We start from the raw sequence: 18,594 nt of genomic DNA on the forward strand, positions 1-18,594 counted from the left end.
CCGTGCAGAGGATTCCTGGGGGTCGCCCCCAGACCCCCAAAGTGAAACTTCGGGCCCAACAAGGAGAGCAGGGAACCCAGATGGCGGAGCTCACGATCCGGCCGGAGGAGATCCGGGACGCGCTGGAGAACTTCGTCCAGTCGTACAAGCCGGACGCGGCCTCGCGCGAGGAGGTCGGTACGGTCACCCTTGCCGGCGACGGCATCGCGAAGGTCGAGGGCCTGCCCTCGGCCATGGCCAACGAACTGCTGAAGTTCGAGGACGGCACCCTCGGCCTCGCGCTGAACCTGGAAGAGCGCGAGATCGGTGCCATCGTCCTCGGTGAGTTCAGCGGCATCGAGGAGGGTCAGCCGGTCACGCGCACCGGTGAGGTCCTCTCCGTGGCGGTCGGCGAGGGCTACCTCGGCCGTGTCGTCGACCCGCTCGGCAACCCGATCGACGGCCTCGGCGAGATCGAGACCGACGGCCGCCGCGCCCTTGAGCTGCAGGCCCCCACGGTCATGCAGCGCAAGTCGGTGCACGAGCCGATGGAGACGGGCTACAAGGCCGTCGACGCGATGACCCCGATCGGCCGTGGTCAGCGCCAGCTGATCATCGGTGACCGCCAGACCGGCAAGACCGCCCTGGCCGTCGACACGATCATCAACCAGCGCGACAACTGGCGCTCGGGCGACCCGAAGAAGCAGGTCCGCTGCATCTACGTCGCCATCGGCCAGAAGGGCTCCACCATCGCCGGCGTGCGCCGCGCGCTGGAGGAGAACGGCGCGCTGGAGTACACGACCATCGTCGCCGCCCCGGCGTCCGACCCGGCCGGCTTCAAGTACCTGGCGCCGTACACCGGTTCGGCCATCGGCCAGCACTGGATGTACCAGGGCAAGCACGTCCTGATCATCTTCGACGACCTGTCGAAGCAGGCCGACGCCTACCGTGCCGTGTCGCTGCTGCTGCGCCGCCCGCCGGGCCGTGAGGCCTACCCGGGTGACGTCTTCTACCTGCACTCCCGGCTGCTGGAGCGCTGCGCCAAGCTCTCCGACGACATGGGTGCCGGTTCGATGACCGGTCTGCCGATCGTCGAGACCAAGGCCAACGACGTCTCGGCGTTCATCCCGACCAACGTCATCTCCATCACCGACGGCCAGTGCTTCCTGGAGTCGGACCTGTTCAACGCCGGTCAGCGTCCCGCGCTGAACGTCGGTATCTCCGTCTCCCGAGTCGGTGGTTCCGCGCAGCACAAGGCGATGCGCCAGGTCTCCGGCCGCCTCCGTGTGGACCTCGCCCAGTTCCGTGAGCTGGAGGCGTTCGCCGCCTTCGGTTCCGACCTGGACGCGGCCTCGAAGGCCCAGCTGGAGCGCGGTCAGCGCATGGTCGAGCTGCTGAAGCAGGACCAGTACCAGCCGATGGCCACCGAGGACCAGGTCGTCTCCGTCTGGGCCGGCACCAACGGCCGCATGGACGACGTGCCGGTCGCCGACATCCGCCGCTTCGAGAAGGAGCTGCTGGACTTCCTGCACCGGAAGCACCAGGGCCTGCTCACCTCCATCCGCGAGGGCGCCAAGATGTCGGACGACACGATCCAGGCGATCGACGACGCCGTGGCGGAGTTCAAGAAGCAGTTCGAGACGAGCGACGGCAAGCTGCTCGGCGAGGACGTTCCTGCCGCTGCCGCCAAGTGACGTAAGGAAGGGACCTGACTCATGGGAGCCCAGCTCCGGGTCTACAAGCGTCGCATCCGATCCGTCAGCGCGACCAAGAAGATCACCAAGGCGATGGAGATGATCGCCGCCTCGCGCGTCGTCAAGGCGCAGCGCAAGGTGGCGGCCTCCACGCCGTACGCGCAGGAGCTCACGCGCGCGGTCACGGCGGTCGGTACCGGTTCGAACACCAAGCACCCGCTCACCACGGAGACGGAGAACCCGACCCGTGCCGCGGTCCTGCTCCTCACGAGCGACCGCGGTCTGGCCGGCGCCTTCAACTCCAACGCCATCAAGGCGGCGGAGCAGCTGACCGAGCGCCTGGAGCGCGAGGGCAAGCAGGTCGACACGTACATCGTCGGCCGGCGCGGTGTGGCGCACTACAACTTCCGTGAGCGCAAGATCGCGGAGTCGTGGAGCGGCTTCACCGACGAGCCGACGTACGCGGACGCCAAGAAGGTGGCGGCGCCGCTGATCGAGGCCATCGAGAAGGAGACGGCCGAGGGCGGCGTGGACGAACTCCACATCGTCTTCACCGAGTTCGTCTCGATGATGACGCAGACGGCGCTCGACGCCCGGCTGCTGCCGCTGCGCCTCGAAGAGGTCGCCGAGGAGGCTCACCCCAAGGGCGAGATCCTCCCGCTGTACGACTTCGAGCCCTCGGCGGAGGACGTCCTCGACGCCCTGCTGCCGCGCTACGTGGAGAGCCGCATCTACAACGCGCTGCTCCAGTCGGCCGCTTCGAAGCACGCCGCCACGCGGCGCGCGATGAAGTCGGCCACCGACAACGCGGGCGAGCTGATCAACACGCTCTCCCGTCTTGCCAACGCGGCCCGCCAGGCCGAAATCACCCAGGAAATCAGCGAGATCGTCGGTGGCGCGAGCGCCCTGGCCGACGCGACCGCGGGGAGTGACCGATAAATGACCACCACTGTTGAGACCGCGACGGCTACGGGCCGCGTCGCCCGGGTCATCGGCCCGGTCGTCGACGTGGAGTTCCCCGTCGACGCGATGCCGGACATCTACAACGCCCTCCACGTCGAGGTCGCCGACCCGGCCAACGCGGGCGAGAAGAAGACGCTGACCCTGGAGGTCGCCCAGCACCTGGGTGACGGCCTGGTCCGCACCATCTCCATGCAGCCGACCGACGGTCTGGTCCGCCAGGCCCCGGTCGTCGACACCGGCGACGGCATCACCGTCCCGGTCGGTGACTTCACCAAGGGCAAGGTGTTCAACACCCTCGGTGAGGTGCTGAACGTCGACGAGCAGTACGAGGGCGAGCGCTGGTCCATCCACCGCAAGGCCCCGAACTTCGACGAGCTTGAGTCGAAGACCGAGATGTTCGAGACCGGCGTCAAGGTCATCGACCTGCTGACCCCGTACGTCAAGGGCGGCAAGATCGGTCTGTTCGGTGGTGCCGGCGTCGGCAAGACGGTGCTCATCCAGGAGATGATCTACCGTGTCGCCAACAACCACGACGGTGTCTCCGTGTTCGCCGGTGTCGGTGAGCGCACCCGTGAGGGCAACGACCTGATCGAGGAGATGTCCGACTCGGGCGTCATCGACAAGACCGCGCTGGTCTTCGGTCAGATGGACGAGCCGCCGGGCACCCGTCTGCGCGTCGCGCTGGCCGGCCTCACCATGGCCGAGTACTTCCGTGACGTCCAGAAGCAGGACGTGCTGTTCTTCATCGACAACATCTTCCGCTTCACCCAGGCCGGTTCCGAGGTCTCCACGCTGCTCGGCCGCATGCCGTCCGCGGTGGGTTACCAGCCGAACCTGGCCGACGAGATGGGCCTCCTCCAGGAGCGCATCACCTCGACCCGCGGTCACTCGATCACCTCGATGCAGGCGATCTACGTCCCCGCCGACGACCTGACCGACCCGGCCCCGGCCACCACCTTCGCCCACCTCGACGCGACGACGGTTCTGTCCCGTCCGATCTCCGAGAAGGGCATCTACCCGGCCGTGGACCCGCTGGACTCCACGTCCCGGATCCTGGACCCGCGCTACATCTCGCAGGACCACTACAACGCGGCCATGCGCGTGAAGACGATCCTGCAGAAGTACAAGGACCTCCAGGACATCATCGCGATCCTCGGTATCGACGAGCTCGGCGAGGAGGACAAGCTCGTCGTCCACCGTGCCCGTCGTGTGGAGCGCTTCCTGTCCCAGAACACCCATGTCGCCAAGCAGTTCACCGGCGTGGACGGCTCGGACGTGCCGCTCGACGAGTCGATCGCCGCGTTCAACGCGATCTGCGACGGCGAGTACGACCACTTCCCCGAGCAGGCGTTCTTCATGTGCGGTGGTCTTGAGGACCTCAAGAAGAACGCGAAGGAGCTGGGCGTCTCCTGACGTCAGGCACTCGCCTGAGTCGTGAGGGGGCGGGGTGCGTCCCGCCCCCTCACGCACGCCCACTAGAATTGACCCCAACACCCGGCGCCCCTGCCGGGTGGTGACCCGAGGAGCCACCCTTGGCTGCTGAGCTGCACGTCGAGCTGGTCGCCGCCGACCGCCAGGTCTGGTCCGGCGAGGCCACCCTGGTCGTCGCGCGCACCACGTCCGGCGACATCGGCGTCATGCCCGGTCACCAGCCGCTGCTCGGTGTGCTGGAGTCGGGCCCGGTGACCATCCGTACGAGTGAAGGCGGAACGGTCGTCGCCGCGGTGCACGGCGGTTTCATCTCGTTCGCGGACAACAAGCTGTCCCTGCTGGCCGAGATCGCCGAGCTGTCGGACGAGATCGATGTCCAGCGCACGGAGCGGGAGCTGGAGCGTGCGAAGGCGGAGGGCGACGCCGTCGCCGAGCGCCGCGCGGACGTCCGACTGCGTGCTGCGACGGCGCGCTGAACCAGCCGCGCCACGTTGACGTCACTCAGCCGCGGCCGGCCCGGAGCAATCCGGTGCCGGTCGCGGCTGAGGCAGATGTGGGTGTTTTTTCCGTTTCATTACTCAGTCGTAGAAGCAGTTCTACCTAGGAGACGAGGAGGTCGGTGCCGATGGTCCTCGCTCTGACTGTGTGCGGGATCGTGGTCGCGCTCGTGGTGGTGGGACTGTTCCTGTTCGGGCTGCGCCGCAGGCTGATCCAGCGTTCCGGCGGCACCTTCGACTGTTCGCTGCGCTGGGACCTGCCCGAGAAACCGGACACGGGCGGCAAGGGCTGGTCCTACGGCGTCGCCCGCTACAACGGCGACCGCATCGAGTGGTACCGGGTCTTCTCCTACGCCCCCCGCCCCCGCCGCGTCCTGGAGCGCGGCCAGATCGAGGTGGCCGGCCGCCGGCTGCCCGAGGGCGAGGAGGAGCTGGCGCTGCTGTCCGACGCGGTGGTACTGGCCTGTACGCACCGGGGCACGCGCCTGGAACTCGCCATGAGCGAAGACGCGCTGACCGGTTTCCTCGCGTGGCTTGAGGCAGCCCCGCCCGGTCAGCGCGTCAATGTGGCTTAGAGCGTTTACAGGTTGCTGCTGATCGCGTTCACCAGTTCACCGTTGCTGGTGTCGCCGCTGAACTCCCAGAAGAACGCGCCGCCGAGGCCCTGGTTCTTGGCCCACGCCATCTTCGAGGCGATGGTGGCGGGGGTGTCGTACGACCACCAGTTGCTGCCGCAGTGCGCGTAGGCGGTGCCGGCGACGGTGCCGGTGGCCGGGCAGGACGTCTTGAGGACCTTGTAGTCCTCGATGCCCTGCTCGTAGGTGCCGGTCGCCGGGCCGGTGGCCGTGCCGCCCGGGGCGTCCTGGGTGACGCCGGTCCAGCCGCGGCCGTAGAAGCCGATGCCGATGAGCAGCTTCTTCGCGGGCACGCCGATCGCCTTGAACTTCGCCATGGCGTCGGCGGTGGTGAAGCCCGCCTTGGGGATGCCGTCGTACGAGGTGAGCGGGGAGTGCGGGGCGGTCGGGCCCTTGGCGTCCCAGGCGCCGAAGAAGTCGTACGTCATCACGTTGTACCAGTCGACGTACTGGGCGGCGCCCGCGTAGTCCGCGGCCTCGATCTTGCCGCCGGCCGAGCCGTCGGCGGTGGTGGCCGCGGTGACCAGGTTGTTCGAGCCGAACTTGGCGCGCAGCGCGGACATCACGTTCTTGAAGGCCGCTGCCCCGCTGGTGTCACAGGTCAGACCGCAGGCGTTCGGGTACTCCCAGTCGATGTCGATGCCGTCGAAGACGTCGGCCCAGCGCGGGTCCTCGACCAGGTCGTAGCAGGACTGGGCGAAGGCGGCCGGGTTCTTGGCCGCGTCCGCGAAGCCGCCGGACCAGGTCCAGCCGCCGAAGGACCACAGGACCTTGATGTTCGGGTACTTGGCCTTCAGCTGACGGAGCTGGTTGAAGTTGCCGCGCAGCGGCTGGTCCCAGGTGTCGGCGACGCCGCTGACCGACTGGTCGGCGGTGAAGGCCTTGTCGTAGTCGGCGTAGGAGTCGCCGATCGCGCACTTGCCGCCGGTGACGTTGCCGAAGGCGTAGTTGATGTGCGTGATCTTGGCCGCGGAGCCGGACGTCACCAGGTTCTTGACGTTGTAGTTGCGGCCGTAGATGCCCCACTCGGTGAAGTAACCGAGCTTGACCTTGTCGCCGGTGGGCGGGGGAGTGGTGCCGCCGCCGGTGGTGTGCACCTTGACCGCGCCGCTGACCGGGCCGGTCTGGTCGGCGGTGTCCCGGGCCTGCACGGTGTAGGAGTAGTCGGTGCCGGCGGTCAGGCCCGTGTCGGTGTACGAGGTGGTGGTGACCGTGGCGACCTTGGTGCCGTCGCGCAGGACGTCGTAGTTCTTGACGCCCTTGTCGTCGGTGGCCGCGCTCCAGGCGAGCTTCACCGAGGTGTCGGTGACCGAGGAGGCGGTCGGGGTGCCGGGGGCGGAGGGGGCCGCGTCGCCGGGGACCGTCGTGCCGTCGCAACTGTCGCCGTTGAGCTTGCAGTTGGACGGGGAGCCGGAGCCCGCGCCGTTGAAGCCGAAGGAGACGGAGGCGCCCGGGGCGAGGGTGCCGTTGTAGGACTTGTTCTTCGCGGTCCAGTGGGTGCCGGAGCCGGTGACGTCCGCGTCCCAGGCGGAGGTGACGGACGTGCCGGAGGGGAAGTCCCACTCGACGGTCCAGGAACTGATGCTGCTGGTGCCGATGTTCTTGATGGTCCACTGACCACCGAAGCCGGTGCCCCAGTCGCTCGTCTTGGTGAAGCCGGCCGTCGCGTTCGTCGCCGCCTGGGCGGGGCTCGCGAGTCCGACCAGGCCGGCCAGGGGGAGCAACAGGGTCGCGAACCCTGCCGCGGCTCTGTGTCTGAAGCGCATGCTGCGCCTCCCTCGTCATCGGGGGTGTCTGGGGCATGACTGAGCCTTCACGCCCACGGTGCTGCGAGGGTAGAAAGGTCTGGACCACCCGTCAATAGGTCTGGACCATTCCTGGACGAGCCGCGCTAGACCCCCAACTCGCGGGCGAGGACCGCCGCTTGCACCCGGCTGCGCAGCTCCAGCTTGGCCAGCAACCGGCTGACGTGCGTCTTCACCGTGCCCTCCGCCATGTCCAGCCGGGCCGCGATCTCCGCGTTCGACAGGCCCTCGCCGACACAGCCCAGCACCTCCCGCTCCCGCCGGGTGAGGCCCTCCAGCACGGCCGGGTCGGCCTCCGCCTCCCGCGCCGGAGCCGCGGCGAACTCGGCGATCAGCCGCCGGGTCACGGCCGGGGCGACGATCCCCTCGCCCCGTGCGACCGTGCGCACCGCCTCCAGCAGCTCCCGCGCCTCGGTGTTCTTCAGCAGGAACCCGGCCGCGCCCGCCCGCAGCGCCCCGAAGACGTACTCGTCGAGGTCGAAGGTGGTCAGCACGAGCACGTCCGCGAGCCGCTCGGCCACGATCCGCCGGGTCGCGGACACCCCGTCGAGCCGGGGCATCTGTACGTCCATGAGTACGAGATCCGGCCCAAGCCTCCGGGTCAGCTCGACCGCCTGCTCGCCGTCCGCCGCCTCCCCGACCACCTCGATGTCGGCCGCGCTGCGCAGGATCAGGACGAGCCCGGCGCGGACGGCGGACTGGTCCTCGGCGACCAGGACACGGATCATGCGGGGTCTCCTTCGGTGAGCGGAAGCGTGGCGCGTACGGCCCACAGGGCGCCCTGCGGTCCGGCCTCGAACGTGCCGCCGAGCAGCGCGGCCCGCTCCCGCATCCCGGTCAGACCGGAACCGGAGCCGGGTGCGCGCGGGTCGTCGCCCGGCCGGTAGGGGCTGGTCACCCGGATGTCCAGCCTCCCGTCCCGCTGCCGGAGCGAGACCCGGACGCGCCCCTTCGCCGCGTGCTTCAGGGCGTTGGTCAGCGACTCCTGCACGATCCGGTAGGCGGCGAGCTCCACGGGCGCCGGCACCTTGCCGTGGCCGGCGTCGAGCGTGACGTCCAGGCCGCCCGCCCGAGCCCTGTCGACCAGCGCGCCGAGCCCGTCCAGGGTGGGGGACGCGGCGGGCTCCCGGTCCCCGGAGCTGTCCCGCAGGATGCCGATCAGCCGGCGCATCTCGGCCAGCCCCTCCACGCTGTTCTCCCGGATGACGGCCAGTGCCTCCTGCGAGGTCTTCGGGTCGTCGAGGGAGAGCGCGGCCGTCGAGTGGATGGCGATGGCCGACAGATGGTTGGCGACCATGTCGTGCAACTCCCTTGCCATCCGGGCCCGTTCGGCGGTGACCGCCTGGGTGCGGTCCACCTCGGCGAGCAGCGCGGTCTGTTCGGCGCGCAGCCGGGCGGCCTCGGCGGCGTCGCGGTGGTTGCGCACCAGGGCGCCGGTGGCGGCGGGGGCCAGCGCCACCACCCCGACGCCCACACCGATCAGCAGCCCCTGCGGGTCCCGCCAGAGCGCCGCCGGCACGATCCCGCCGACGACCGTCAGCATGCCGGTGATCCACGGAATGCGGCGGGCGGAGGCCGGGGTGCCGTACAGGACGGCCGCGTACACCAGGTCGGTGTACAGCACGATGGTGACGATGCTGCCGAGGGTCACGGTGTCCAGGGCCAGCGCGGCAGTGCCGGCCACCAGCCCGACGCGCGGGCGGATGCGGCGCAGCGGCTCGCACGCGGCGGTCACCGCCAGCGGCACCAGCGGTGCCCAGGACGCGTGCCACAGCACCAGCGCGTCGGACGCCAGGCGGGGATGGATGCCGAGCGCCCACAGCAGCACCCCGCCGACCAGCCCGCCCACGGCGATGCGCAAGTCGTCGCGGTGCGGGCGGGGGAGTGCGGGCATGCCCCCATCCAACACGGCCCGGGGGCGGGCCGCCTGCATCCGGGGGAGGGTCCCGGAGTGCGACTTTCGCTTACCGCGGTCTCCTCTGCGCCGACGACGAAACCGGCGGCCCCGGCCGGGAGCCTGGAAGGGTGGACGAGGGGAGCGAACCGTGATCGTCGGACTGATCATCGCCTGCGAGGTGGCGTTCTGGGTGCTGCTGGCGGCCGGACTGTCCTTCCGGTACCTGTTCCGGATGCCGCGCACCGGTCTGGCCCTGCTGCTGTGCGAGCCGCTCCTGGAGATCGTGCTCTTCGCCGTCACCGCGGTCGACCTGCGGAACGGCGCCGAACCGGACTGGCGGCACGGCCTCGCCGCGGTCTACATCGGCTTCACGGTCGGCCTCGGTCGCTCCACCATCAGGTGGGCGGACGCCCGGGTGGCCCACCGCTTCGCCGGCGGCCCGCCCCCGGTGCGGCCACCCAGGTACGGCACGGCCCGCGCCGTCCACGAGTGGAAGGTCGCGGCCCGCTGGATCCTGGCCTCGGCCGTCGCCCTCGCCCTGCTCCAGGGCGCGGTCTGGTACGTCGGCGACGGCGGGGACACCGGTCCGCTGCGGGCCTGGCAGCAGCGCATGCTGTGGGTGATCGGCATCAACGTGGTCATCGCGGCGAGCTACACGCTGTTCCCCAAGCGGGAGCGGAAGGGCGGCGCCGCCGAAAACTCCGTCGACACAGGGACGGGCGCCGGGACATCATCACCGCGATGACACGCACCGACACGCCTCCCGCCTGGGACGAGCGCACCCAGCTGACCACCTTCCTCACCTACGTCCGCGCCACCGCGCGCGCCAAGTGCGAGGAACTCTCCGGCGAGGACGCCGTGAAGGCGATCCTCCCCGGCTCACCGCTGATGACCCTGAGCGGGCTGATCAACCATCTGCGCTGGGTCGAGTACTACTGGTTCCGGGTCGTCTTCCTGGGGGAGCCGGACGAGGGCCCCTGGACCGACGAGGACCCCGACCGCGAGATGCGGATCGCCGTCGACATCCCCCTGTCCCGGCTGCTCGCCGAGTACGCCGAGGAGTCCGCCCGCCACGACGAACTCGTCGCCGCGCACGACCTGGACACCAAGGCTCAGGTGAAGCGGGGCGACGGCGATCCGGTGGACCTGCGCTGGATCCTGCTCCACCTCATCGAGGAGACGGCCCGGCACAACGGCCACATCGACATCCTGCGCGAGCAGATCGACGGCCGCACCGGCGACTAGACCAGCGGGGCTAGCGCTCCCCGCCCGGCACCCACAGCACGTCCCCGGTTTCCCGGTTGGCGCTGCGGGCCAGGATGAACAGCAGGTCGGAGAGGCGGTTCAGGTAGGTCGCGGTGAGCGGGTTCATCGTCTCGCCGTGCACCTCCAGGGCCGCCCAGGTGGAGCGCTCGGCCCGGCGTACGACCGTGCACGCCTGGTGCAGCAGGGCCGCGCCCGGGGTGCCGCCCGGCAGGATGAAGGAGCGCAGCTTCTCCAGCCGCTCGTTGAAGCGGTCGCAGTCCGCCTCCAGCCGGTCGATGTAGAACTGCTCCACCCTGAGCGGCGGGAACTCCGGGTTCTCCACCACCGGCGTCGACAGGTCCGCGCCGACGTCGAACAGGTCGTTCTGGACGCGGATGAGGACCGTGACGATCTCCTCGTCCAGGCCGCCCAGCGCGATGGCGCTGCCGATCACCGCGTTGGCCTCGTTGGCGTCCGCGTAGGCGGAGATCCTGAGGTCCGTCTTGGGCACCCGGCTCATGTCGCCGAGGCTGGTGGTGCCCCGGTCGCCGGTCCTCGTGTAGATGCGTGTCAGGTTGACCATGCGGCCAGCGTAGTTACGCCCCGGCCGTCCGGAACACCCGTGTGCCCGCCGTCACGGCCGCTACGGCGAAGCCGACGGCGACCAGGACGCCGTAGAGCATGTGCGCGCTCGTGTACTCGCCGACGTACGCGTCCCGGACGGCGTCCACCAGATAGCGGAACGGGACGAAGTGCGACAGCACGTCCAGCCAGGCGGGCGCGAGGGTCATCGGGAGCATCAGGCCGGACAGCAGCATCGACGGCATCGACACCATGTTGATCAGCGGGCCGAACTCCTGCGGGCTGCGGACCTTCATGCCGAGCGCGTACGACAGCGACGCGAGCGAGACGGTGAGCAGGGCGACGAAGGCGAAGCCGATCAGGATGCCGGCCAGCGGCGCGCGCAGGCCCATCACCAGCGCGGCCAGCACCAGCAGCACCGCCTGGAAGACGAACACCGTGGCGTCCCGCAGTACCCGGCCGAGCAGCAGGGCGAGCCGGCTGACCGGCGTCACCCGCATCCGCTCCACCACCCCCTGCCCCTTCTCCATGATGACCGTGAACCCGGCGAACAGGGCGCCGAACAGGCCGAGCTGGAGCAGTAGTCCGGGGACCAGCACCTGCCAGGAGCTGCCCTGTCCGCCCAGGGGCAGACCGGTGAGCAGGGGGCCCCATAGGTGTCCGTCTGCAACAGACGGGGCAGGATGCTCACGGGGTACTGCCAGAGACTCACCGCCTCCGCCTCCGGCGTCATGTACCGCCGGTACTGCTCCTTGAACTGGGGCACCCCCTTCGTGGTCGCCGTGTGACGGTCCGGACGCAGAGCGTGTCGGCGCGCACGGGACCGCGGTGCCGGAAGGAGCCGCGCCGTACCGGTACGGGTTGACGCCCGCTCACCCGCCGCCGCCCCGTACCCCTGCCGGTGTGATCTCCGTCAAATGGGACGTGACGCGCGTTACTTACCGGTCACACAGCGGCGCCGGAGCGCTATGGTCCGCCGAGAGGCAGACCTTTCACCGCGTTCATAGGGAGTCGGAGTGGCACGGAAGCTCGCCGTCATCGGGGCCGGTCTCATGGGTTCCGGCATCGCCCAGGTCGCCGCGCAGGCGGGCTGGGACGTCGTCCTGCGTGACGTCACCGACGAGGCGCTGAAGCGCGGCACCGACGGCATCAAGGCCTCGTACGACAAGTTCGTCGGCAAGGGCAAGCTGGCGGCCGAGGACGCCGAGGCCGCCCTCGCGCGCATCACCCCGACCACCGACCTGGACGCCGCCGCCGAGGCCGACGTCGTGGTGGAGGCCGTCTTCGAGAAGCTGGAGGTCAAGCACGAGATCTTCCGCGCGCTCGACAAGCTCGTGCGCGAGGACGCCGTGCTCGCCTCCAACACCTCCGCCATCCCGATCACCAAGATCGCGGCGGCCACCGAGCGCCCCGAGCGGGTCGTCGGCGTGCACTTCTTCTCGCCGGTGCCGATGATGCAGCTCGTCGAGCTGGTCCGCGGCTACAAGACGAGTGACGAAACCCTCGCGACCGCGCGGGAGTTCGCCGAGTCCGTCGGCAAGACCTGCATCGTCGTCAACCGGGACGTCGCCGGCTTCGTCACCACCCGGCTCATCTCCGCCCTCGTGGTCGAGGCGACCAAGCTCTACGAGTCCGGCGTCGCCACCGCCGAGGACATCGACCTCGCCTGCAAGCTGGGCTTCGGCCACGCCATGGGCCCGCTCGCCACCGCCGACCTCACCGGCGTGGACATCCTGCTGCACGCCACGAGCAACATCTACACCGAGTCCCAGGACGAGAAGTTCGCCCCGCCGGAGCTGATGCGCCGGATGGTGGATGCCGGTGACATCGGCCGCAAGAGCGGGCAGGGCTTCTACAAGTACTGAGTCAACCCGCCCACGCACAACCACCCCGGGAGTGTCACTCCCCGGGGTGAATTCGGTATCGGTTCGCTTACAAGCAGCAACCGCACCGCCACCCGAACAGTCAGACGTTGCACAGCACCGTCACCGAGTACGCCAACCGCACTCAACGGGGAGCGCATATGTACATCAGGGGCGACCACGCCGAGCTGGTCGTCGGGGGCCGCCTCGACGTCCGCAGCGCGGCGGACGCCCGTACGGCCCTGCACTCGGCCGTCGACACCGGAGTCGGCGACCTGGTGCTCGACCTGTCCGAACTGGACTCCTGGGACGCCACCGGACTCGGGGTGATCATGGGTGCCCACCGGCGGGCCGGCCGTTGCGGGCGCCGTCTGGTGCTGCGGGGCGTGCCCCCGCAGATGCAGCGTCTGCTGGTGGCGACCCGGCTGCACCGCATCCTCGCCATCGAGGGCGGCATCGGGGTGGAGTCGCTGCCCCGGGTGTGACGTACGGGGAGCGAGGCACGCAATCCTCACAAGACCGTGACGTCTCGGACCGCACGGCACCCCGCCCTGTCGGCGACACTGGGGAAAGGTTTAGGGTGCGGTCGCCCGCCGCCTCGCAACCCTCGACCGAGCGGGCCCGGACCAGAAGCGACAGCGCGGTGTGCGACAAGGCCGGGAGGGGCCGCAAACACGGGCACACGACGCTTTTGGGGGGCTTGAACCCATGGACCCGATCGAGCCGATCGACCCGGTCAACCCGGGCTCCGAAGAACACGGCCAGGCGCACGGCCGCCGCCCGCCCCGGGACTCCCTCGGCTCCGACTTCGCCGCGGGCCCGGCCGTGCCCGCCCGCATGGCCCAGCTCGTCACCGGCGACCTGCAGCTCACGGTCAATCCGGTCGACGGCAGCGAGATAGAGCCCTGCCCGCCGGCCGAGCTCCCCGGCAGGCCCCGCAAGCGCACCGCCGCCGAGCGTGCCGGGACGGAACGCGCCGCCCTGCCGCCCGTGCCGCCCGGCCCCGCCCAGCCGGAGCTCTCCCTGCTGGAACGCCAGGACATACGCGAACGCCTGGTCCGTCTCCTGGCCCGGGGCCGCTCGGTCCGGCTCACCGGCCCGGCCGGCTCCGGCCGCACCGCCCTGCTCGACCTGGTCGCCGAGGACTGCCTGGACCTCGCCCCCGACGGCGTGGTCCGCCTCAGCGGCTTCCACCGCACGGCCGGCGACCTCCTGCACGACCTCTTCCACGCCGTCCACGACGCCCCCCGGTACCGCCCCGACCGGGACGAACTCCTCGCCTGCGCCCAGGAGATCGGCGCGGTCGTCGTCCTGGACGACCTGGAGTTCGGCGGTGCCGCCCTGGACGAACTGCTCGACGCCACCCCAGAGTGCGCGTTCCTGTTCGCCGCCACCCCCGACGTGCCCGCGCCCTCCGCCGGGTCCGAGGTCGAGGAGGTCTTCCTCGGCGGCCTCGACCGCGCCGCCGGCGTGGAGATCCTGGAGCGGACCGTCGGCCGGGTGCTCACCGAGGAGGAGGCCAACTGGGCCGGCGACCTCTGGTTCGAGTCCGAGGGGCTGCCGCTGCGGTTCGTCCAGGCCGGCGCCCTGCTCCGGCAGCGCGACCAACTGCGGGCCAGCACGGGCGCGGTCGACGAGTACGGCGTCTTCGAGGACGTGCGCCTGCCGGCCGACCCGCCCCTGGACCTGGAGGACGAGGTCCCGCTGCCCTCCCTCGGCGAGGCCGCGGCCCCCGCCCCGCTGCTCGCCTCCCGGCTCAGCGCCTCCGCCCGCGCCACCCTCCGCTTCGCCGTCGCCCTCGGCGGTGAGGTACCCCACCAGGCGCACCTGCCCGCGCTGGTCGGCGACACCCACGCGGACGCCGCCCTCGGCGAGCTGGCGAGCTGCGGCCTGGTCTCGCCGGTCGGCTCCCGCTACCGCCTCGCGGCCGGCGTGCAGACCCAGCTGGAGGCCGCCGGGTACGCCGACGACGCCCCCGGCCACGCCGACACCGCGGCCCAGCACTACGCCTGGTGGGCCGGCCACCCCTCCGTCACCCCGGAGCGGGTGTGCGCGGAGGCCGACGCGGTCCTCGCCGCGCTCGCCGCCGTCGTTCCGCGGGCGACGCCGCCCGTCGAGGGCGAGGAGAGCGGCGCGGTACGGCTGGCCCGCACGGCCGCGCCGGCCTTCGCCGCCGGGCTCCACTGGAGTGCCTGGGAGCGGGCCCTGCGGTCGGGCGCGGAAGCCTCCCGGCTGTCCGGCGAGGTGACCGAACAAGCCTACTTCCACCACGAGTTGGGCATACTCGCGCTCTGCACCGGCCAACTCGACCGGGCCCGTGCCGAACTGGAGGCGTCGAGCGGGCTGCGCGGCGCCCTCGCCGACAAGCGGGGCACGGTCGCCGGCCGCCGCGCCCTGGCCCTGCTCGCCGACCGCGCGGGCGAGGCGCCCGGGCTCCCGCCGGTGGCCGTGGGGGAGGAGCCGGCGGAGGTACGGCAGGAGGAGCGCGCGCCGGCGCCGTACGAGACCGCGGTCACCCAGCGGGTTCCCGCGCCCCTCCCGCGGGGCGGCATCCGGCGCCTGGCCCGGCGCAACCTGGTGGCGGCCGGCTCCGGCGCGCTGCTCGCCGCCGTGCTCGGTACGGTCGTCACGCTCGGCATGACCTCCCCCGACGACGCGGGCCGCAACCCGGCCGGCAAGGTCGACGCCAACCCGTCCGCCGGTCAGGACATCGACGACGGCGGCCCGGGCACGGGGCCGACGGACACCGGCGACACCGGTTCGGCCGGCAGCCGGCCCACGTCACCGGGGCCCGACGGCACGTACGGCACGGCGGACGACCCGGCACCGCCCGCCGCCCCGTCGCGCCCGTCGGAGAGCATCGAGCCCTCCGGCCCCCACTCCTCTTCCGGCTCACCGTCCAAGTCACCGAAGCCGGGAGGGTCGAGCGGCGGTACGACAGGGGGCACGACCGGCGGCTCGACCGGTGGGACGACGGGCGGTACGACCGGCGGCTCCACGGGCGGCTCCACAGGCGGTTCGACGACCGGCGGTTCGACGACCGGCGGCTCGACGAGCGGCGGGACGGGCGGTACGACGACCGGCGGTACGACCACGGGTGGGAGCGGAACCGGCGGCTCGACCGGCACGACGGGCGACACCACCGGGAGCACCGGCGGTACGGACGGCACGACGAGCGGCGGCTCGACGGGTGGCGGCACCGGGGGCACCACGGGCGGCGACACCGGCGGCACGACGACAGGCGGCACGGACGGCTCCGCCGGGGGGACGTCGAGCAGCGCATCGGCATCGGAAACGGCCCCGGGGACGACCGGCACGCTGATGTGACCGGCGGTGCCCGACGCTCTCAGGCCGGTTCGGCACCGCCGGTCCCCGCCGCGGTGGGCGAGCGCCGTCGCGGCGGGAAAGCGGGCGGCGGAGAGGGAGCGGGCGGCAGGCAGGAAGGACGGTGGAGCGGGACGAGCGGAGCGCGCCGCTAGAACAGACGGAGCTTGTCGTCCTCGATGCCGCGCAGGGCGTCGTAGTCCAGGATGTGGCAGTTGATGCCGCGGTCGGTGGCGAGGACGCGGGCCTGGGGCTTGATCTCCTGGGCGGCGAAGATGCCGCGGACCGGGGCCAGGTGCGGGTCGCGGTTCAACAGGTCGAGGTAGCGCGTCAGTTGCTCCACACCGTCGATCTCGCCCCGCCGCTTGATCTCGACCGCCACCGTCTGGCCGTCCGCGTCCCGGCACAGGATGTCCACGGGGCCGATCGCCGTCATGTACTCGCGGCGGATGAGGGTGTACCCGTCGCCCAGCGTCTCGATGCGGTCGGCGAGCAGTTCCTGGAGGTGCGCTTCCACGCCGTCCTTGATCAGACCCGGGTCCACACCCAGTTCGTGCGAGGAGTCGTGGAGGATCTCCTCCATCGTGATGATCAGTTTTTCGCCCGCCTTGTTGACGACGGTCCACACGCCCTCGTCCTCGCCCGTGCCCTCCTTCAGCGTGCAGGGCGGCGACATCCAGTTGAGCGGCTTGTAGGCCCGGTCGTCGGCGTGGATGGAGACGCTGCCGTCCGCCTTGACCAGGATCAGTCGCGGGGCCGAGGGCAGATGGGCGGTGAGCCGGCCGGCGTAGTCGACCGAGCAGCGGGCAATGACGAGACGCATGGTCGGCAACGCTACTCGAAGCCCGCCGGTGCTCGCGATCCGTCCGCCCAGCTCCCAGTGGATCGCACCATTTGTCCCTTGAAACTCTTGTTCATCCCTGGCCGATTGTGGGCGTAACGGGATCGGTTCATATACGCATTCTGCTGGTGTGGTCACCGACCGTTGCCTACCGTAGGTACGGGAGGTTGCGGCCCCTGTACCGAGCGTGTTCGAAATCGCGAACTCCCTTATCTGTCCGGCAACCCCTGCTCTTCGGGGGTGCGAGAGGAGAACCCATGTCGCTCGACGTCTCACCGGCCCTACTCGAACAGGCCGAGCGAGGCGAGGTCGACGAAGCAGCATTCGTCGACTGCGTCCGGACCTCCCTGCCCTACGCATGGGAGATGATCAGCTCCCTGGTGGCCCAGCTGAAGGTGGACGGCGGACCCTTCGCCGACAACCAGACGCCCCCGCCGGACGAGCAGGCGCGCGGTCAGCTGCTGCGTGCGCTCGCGAGTGACGCGATACGCGGCGCGTTGCAGCGGCACTTCGGTGTGCGGCTGGCCTTCCAGAACTGCCACCGCGTGGCGGTGTTCCCGCTGGACGCCTCGGTGGACGACACGTTGGCCCGCTTCACGTCGGTGCGCAGCCAGTTGCTGAACCAGTCGCCGGAGCTCCGGGACTGCTGACGCGCGGTTCCGGCACGGCCGAGACGGACAGCCGCCGGCTTGCCGCTCCACCCGCCGGGGGAGGTGCATTGAGGACCGGGGCGGCAAGCCCCCCAGGTGGCTTGCGCGTGGGAGGCCGGTCAGCGCAGCTGGGGCAGCACCTCGGCGCCCAGGCGCCGTAGGTTCTCCTCCGTGGCCGCGAGGTCGCCCGAGCCCTCCACCAGGAGGGCGAAGCGGGAGATGCCGGTGCGCTCGGAGGTCGCCGCGAGCCGGTCGGCGGCGAGCCGCGGGGTGCCCACCGGGTGCAGTCCGCAGAGCAGTTCGGTGTAGGCGTACGGGTCGCGCATCGCGCGCGCCCGTCCGTCCACCGTCACATGGGCGTCCAGGCCCTGCCGCAGCCAGCCGGGCATCGCCTTCAGCAGCGTCTCCACCGCGTCCGTGCGCCGGTCGGCGAGCTGGCAGACCCCGGCGGAGACATGGGCGGCGCCCGCGATCTCCTCGGTCGGCCGGCCCGCCGCGCGGGCGCAGCGCCGCCACAGGGCGACCATCTCGGCCTTCTCCTCGTCCCCGACGTGCATGCCGAGCAGCATGGGCAGCCCGCGCTCCGCGGCCAGCCGTACGCTCGCCGGTGAGGTGCAGGCGAGGACGACCTCGGGGCCCGGCGTGTCCGTCAGGGCCTCCGACGGGCGGGGGACGACCGGCACCTCGCGGAAGGAGTACCGCTCCCCGGAGGCCGCCACGGACGGTTCGCTCAGCCAGCGCAGCAGCAGATCGAGCGACTCCGGGAACCCGTGTTCGTACGCCTGAAGTCCCGCGCCGAACACCTCCAGGTCCACCCAGGGGCCACCGCGCCCGACGCCCAGCGTGAACCGCCCGCCACTGGTCAGGTGCAGCAGCGCGGCCTGCTCGCCGAGGGCGACCGGGTGGGCCGTGGGCAGTACGCTGACGGCCGTGCCGACCCGGACGCGGCGGGTGCGGCCGAGCAGCAGCGCGGCCAGGGTGACGGCGGACGGGCATGTGCCGTAGGGCACGAAGTGGTGCTCGGCGAGCCAGACCGCGTCCAGCCCGGACTGCTCGGCGACCTCCGCCGAGCGGACGGCCCGGTGCAGGGCCTCCCCGGGGCCCTGGCCCGGGAACTGGGCCGCCAGCACAAAACTTCCTACGTGCATCGCATTTCCTGCTTCCTTGGCTCCGACCCGGAGCTCCCCCA

17 protein-coding genes and 2 pseudogenes are annotated in these 18,594 nt (G+C 71.1%); 11 read left to right on the forward strand and 8 right to left on the reverse strand.

All coding sequences use genetic code 11. The features are described from left to right. Positions 1-80: 80 nt before the first annotated feature. The 5 genes from atpA to C3492_RS17060 all read left to right on the forward strand — a co-directional run bounded on the left by atpA (position 81) and on the right by C3492_RS17060 (position 5,139). Positions 81-1,673, forward strand: coding sequence for a F0F1 ATP synthase subunit alpha (gene atpA, locus C3492_RS17040; RefSeq protein ID WP_103812605.1), 1,593 nt, complete (start codon positions 81-83; stop codon positions 1,671-1,673). 21 nt (positions 1,674-1,694) lie between these two features. After that, positions 1,695-2,612 (forward strand): F0F1 ATP synthase subunit gamma, encoded by a 918-nt coding sequence (locus C3492_RS17045; protein ID WP_014675013.1) that lies wholly within the window; start codon positions 1,695-1,697, stop codon positions 2,610-2,612. Further along, the gene (atpD, locus tag C3492_RS17050; RefSeq protein ID WP_014675014.1) at positions 2,613-4,049 is read left to right on the forward strand and encodes a F0F1 ATP synthase subunit beta; all 1,437 of its coding nucleotides are present in this window, start codon (positions 2,613-2,615) and stop codon (positions 4,047-4,049) included. Between the two features lie 119 nt (positions 4,050-4,168). After that, positions 4,169-4,543, forward strand: coding sequence for a F0F1 ATP synthase subunit epsilon (locus tag C3492_RS17055; RefSeq protein WP_014675015.1), 375 nt, complete (start codon positions 4,169-4,171; stop codon positions 4,541-4,543). A 149-nt stretch (positions 4,544-4,692) separates the two neighbouring features. Beyond that, positions 4,693-5,139 (forward strand): DUF2550 domain-containing protein, encoded by a 447-nt coding sequence (locus C3492_RS17060; protein ID WP_014675016.1) that lies wholly within the window; start codon positions 4,693-4,695, stop codon positions 5,137-5,139. 5 nt (positions 5,140-5,144) lie between these two features. Here the strand turns inward: C3492_RS17060 and C3492_RS17065 are convergent, their stop codons facing one another. From C3492_RS17065 to C3492_RS17075, 3 genes are all read right to left on the reverse strand, one after another. After that, positions 5,145-6,965 carry a glycoside hydrolase family 18 chitinase gene (locus tag C3492_RS17065; RefSeq protein ID WP_103812606.1) on the reverse strand — a complete coding sequence of 607 codons (1,821 nt, stop codon included), beginning with the start codon at positions 6,963-6,965 and terminating at the stop codon, positions 5,145-5,147. A gap of 125 nt (positions 6,966-7,090) precedes the next feature. Beyond that, positions 7,091-7,732, reverse strand: coding sequence for a response regulator transcription factor (locus C3492_RS17070; RefSeq protein WP_103812607.1), 642 nt, complete (start codon positions 7,730-7,732; stop codon positions 7,091-7,093). Next, positions 7,729-8,898 (reverse strand): sensor histidine kinase, encoded by a 1,170-nt coding sequence (locus C3492_RS17075; RefSeq protein ID WP_103812608.1) that lies wholly within the window; start codon positions 8,896-8,898, stop codon positions 7,729-7,731. Before C3492_RS17075 ends, C3492_RS17070 begins: the two co-directional genes overlap by 4 nt. 151 nt (positions 8,899-9,049) lie before the next feature. Here C3492_RS17075 and C3492_RS17080 point away from each other — a divergent pair, with 151 nt between their 5' ends. Both C3492_RS17080 and C3492_RS17085 read left to right on the forward strand, forming a co-directional pair. Continuing rightward, complete coding sequence (locus C3492_RS17080) at positions 9,050-9,646, forward strand: hypothetical protein (protein ID WP_103812609.1); 597 nt, start codon at positions 9,050-9,052, stop codon at positions 9,644-9,646. After that, the gene (locus C3492_RS17085) at positions 9,643-10,146 is read left to right on the forward strand and encodes a DinB family protein (RefSeq protein WP_103812610.1); all 504 of its coding nucleotides are present in this window, start codon (positions 9,643-9,645) and stop codon (positions 10,144-10,146) included. The genes C3492_RS17080 and C3492_RS17085 overlap by 4 nt, the downstream gene beginning before the upstream one ends. 10 nt (positions 10,147-10,156) lie before the next feature. Here the strand turns inward: C3492_RS17085 and C3492_RS17090 are convergent, their stop codons facing one another. The 3 genes and pseudogenes from C3492_RS17090 to C3492_RS45815 all read right to left on the reverse strand — a co-directional run. Continuing rightward, positions 10,157-10,729 carry a cob(I)yrinic acid a,c-diamide adenosyltransferase gene (locus C3492_RS17090; RefSeq protein ID WP_103812611.1) on the reverse strand — a complete coding sequence of 191 codons (573 nt, stop codon included), beginning with the start codon at positions 10,727-10,729 and terminating at the stop codon, positions 10,157-10,159. Positions 10,730-10,742: 13 nt separating this feature from the next. Next, positions 10,743-11,381: pseudogene (locus tag C3492_RS17095) on the reverse strand (ABC transporter permease); the annotation flags it as partial. Beyond that, a pseudogene (locus C3492_RS45815) lies at positions 11,381-11,488 on the reverse strand (XRE family transcriptional regulator); the annotation flags it as partial. The pseudogenes C3492_RS45815 and C3492_RS17095, both read right to left, overlap by 1 nt. A gap of 256 nt (positions 11,489-11,744) precedes the next feature. Between C3492_RS45815 and C3492_RS17105 the strand changes: the two are divergent. The 3 genes from C3492_RS17105 to C3492_RS17115 all read left to right on the forward strand — a co-directional run bounded on the left by C3492_RS17105 (position 11,745) and on the right by C3492_RS17115 (position 15,917). Next, positions 11,745-12,593 (forward strand): 3-hydroxyacyl-CoA dehydrogenase family protein, encoded by an 849-nt coding sequence (locus C3492_RS17105; RefSeq protein WP_103812613.1) that lies wholly within the window; start codon positions 11,745-11,747, stop codon positions 12,591-12,593. 158 nt (positions 12,594-12,751) lie between these two features. Continuing rightward, positions 12,752-13,075 (forward strand): STAS domain-containing protein, encoded by a 324-nt coding sequence (locus C3492_RS17110; RefSeq protein WP_030656141.1) that lies wholly within the window; start codon positions 12,752-12,754, stop codon positions 13,073-13,075. A 223-nt stretch (positions 13,076-13,298) separates the two neighbouring features. Then, positions 13,299-15,917 (forward strand): ATP-binding protein, encoded by a 2,619-nt coding sequence (locus C3492_RS17115; protein WP_103812614.1) that lies wholly within the window; start codon positions 13,299-13,301, stop codon positions 15,915-15,917. 148 nt (positions 15,918-16,065) lie between these two features. Here the strand turns inward: C3492_RS17115 and nucS are convergent, their stop codons facing one another. Further along, positions 16,066-16,737 carry an endonuclease NucS gene (nucS, locus tag C3492_RS17120; protein WP_103812615.1) on the reverse strand — a complete coding sequence of 224 codons (672 nt, stop codon included), beginning with the start codon at positions 16,735-16,737 and terminating at the stop codon, positions 16,066-16,068. Between the two features lie 275 nt (positions 16,738-17,012). Between nucS and C3492_RS17125 the strand changes: the two genes are divergently transcribed. Next, positions 17,013-17,405 (forward strand): SCO5389 family protein, encoded by a 393-nt coding sequence (locus tag C3492_RS17125; RefSeq protein WP_103812616.1) that lies wholly within the window; start codon positions 17,013-17,015, stop codon positions 17,403-17,405. A gap of 119 nt (positions 17,406-17,524) precedes the next feature. Here C3492_RS17125 and C3492_RS17130 read toward each other — a convergent pair whose 3' ends face one another. Beyond that, positions 17,525-18,553 (reverse strand): LLM class flavin-dependent oxidoreductase, encoded by a 1,029-nt coding sequence (locus C3492_RS17130; protein ID WP_103812617.1) that lies wholly within the window; start codon positions 18,551-18,553, stop codon positions 17,525-17,527. Positions 18,554-18,594: the final 41 nt, after the last annotated feature.

This window comes from Streptomyces sp. Ru62 (genome assembly GCF_002920615.1).
In the GTDB taxonomy this organism is placed as follows: Bacteria; Actinomycetota; Actinomycetes; order Streptomycetales; family Streptomycetaceae; genus Streptomyces.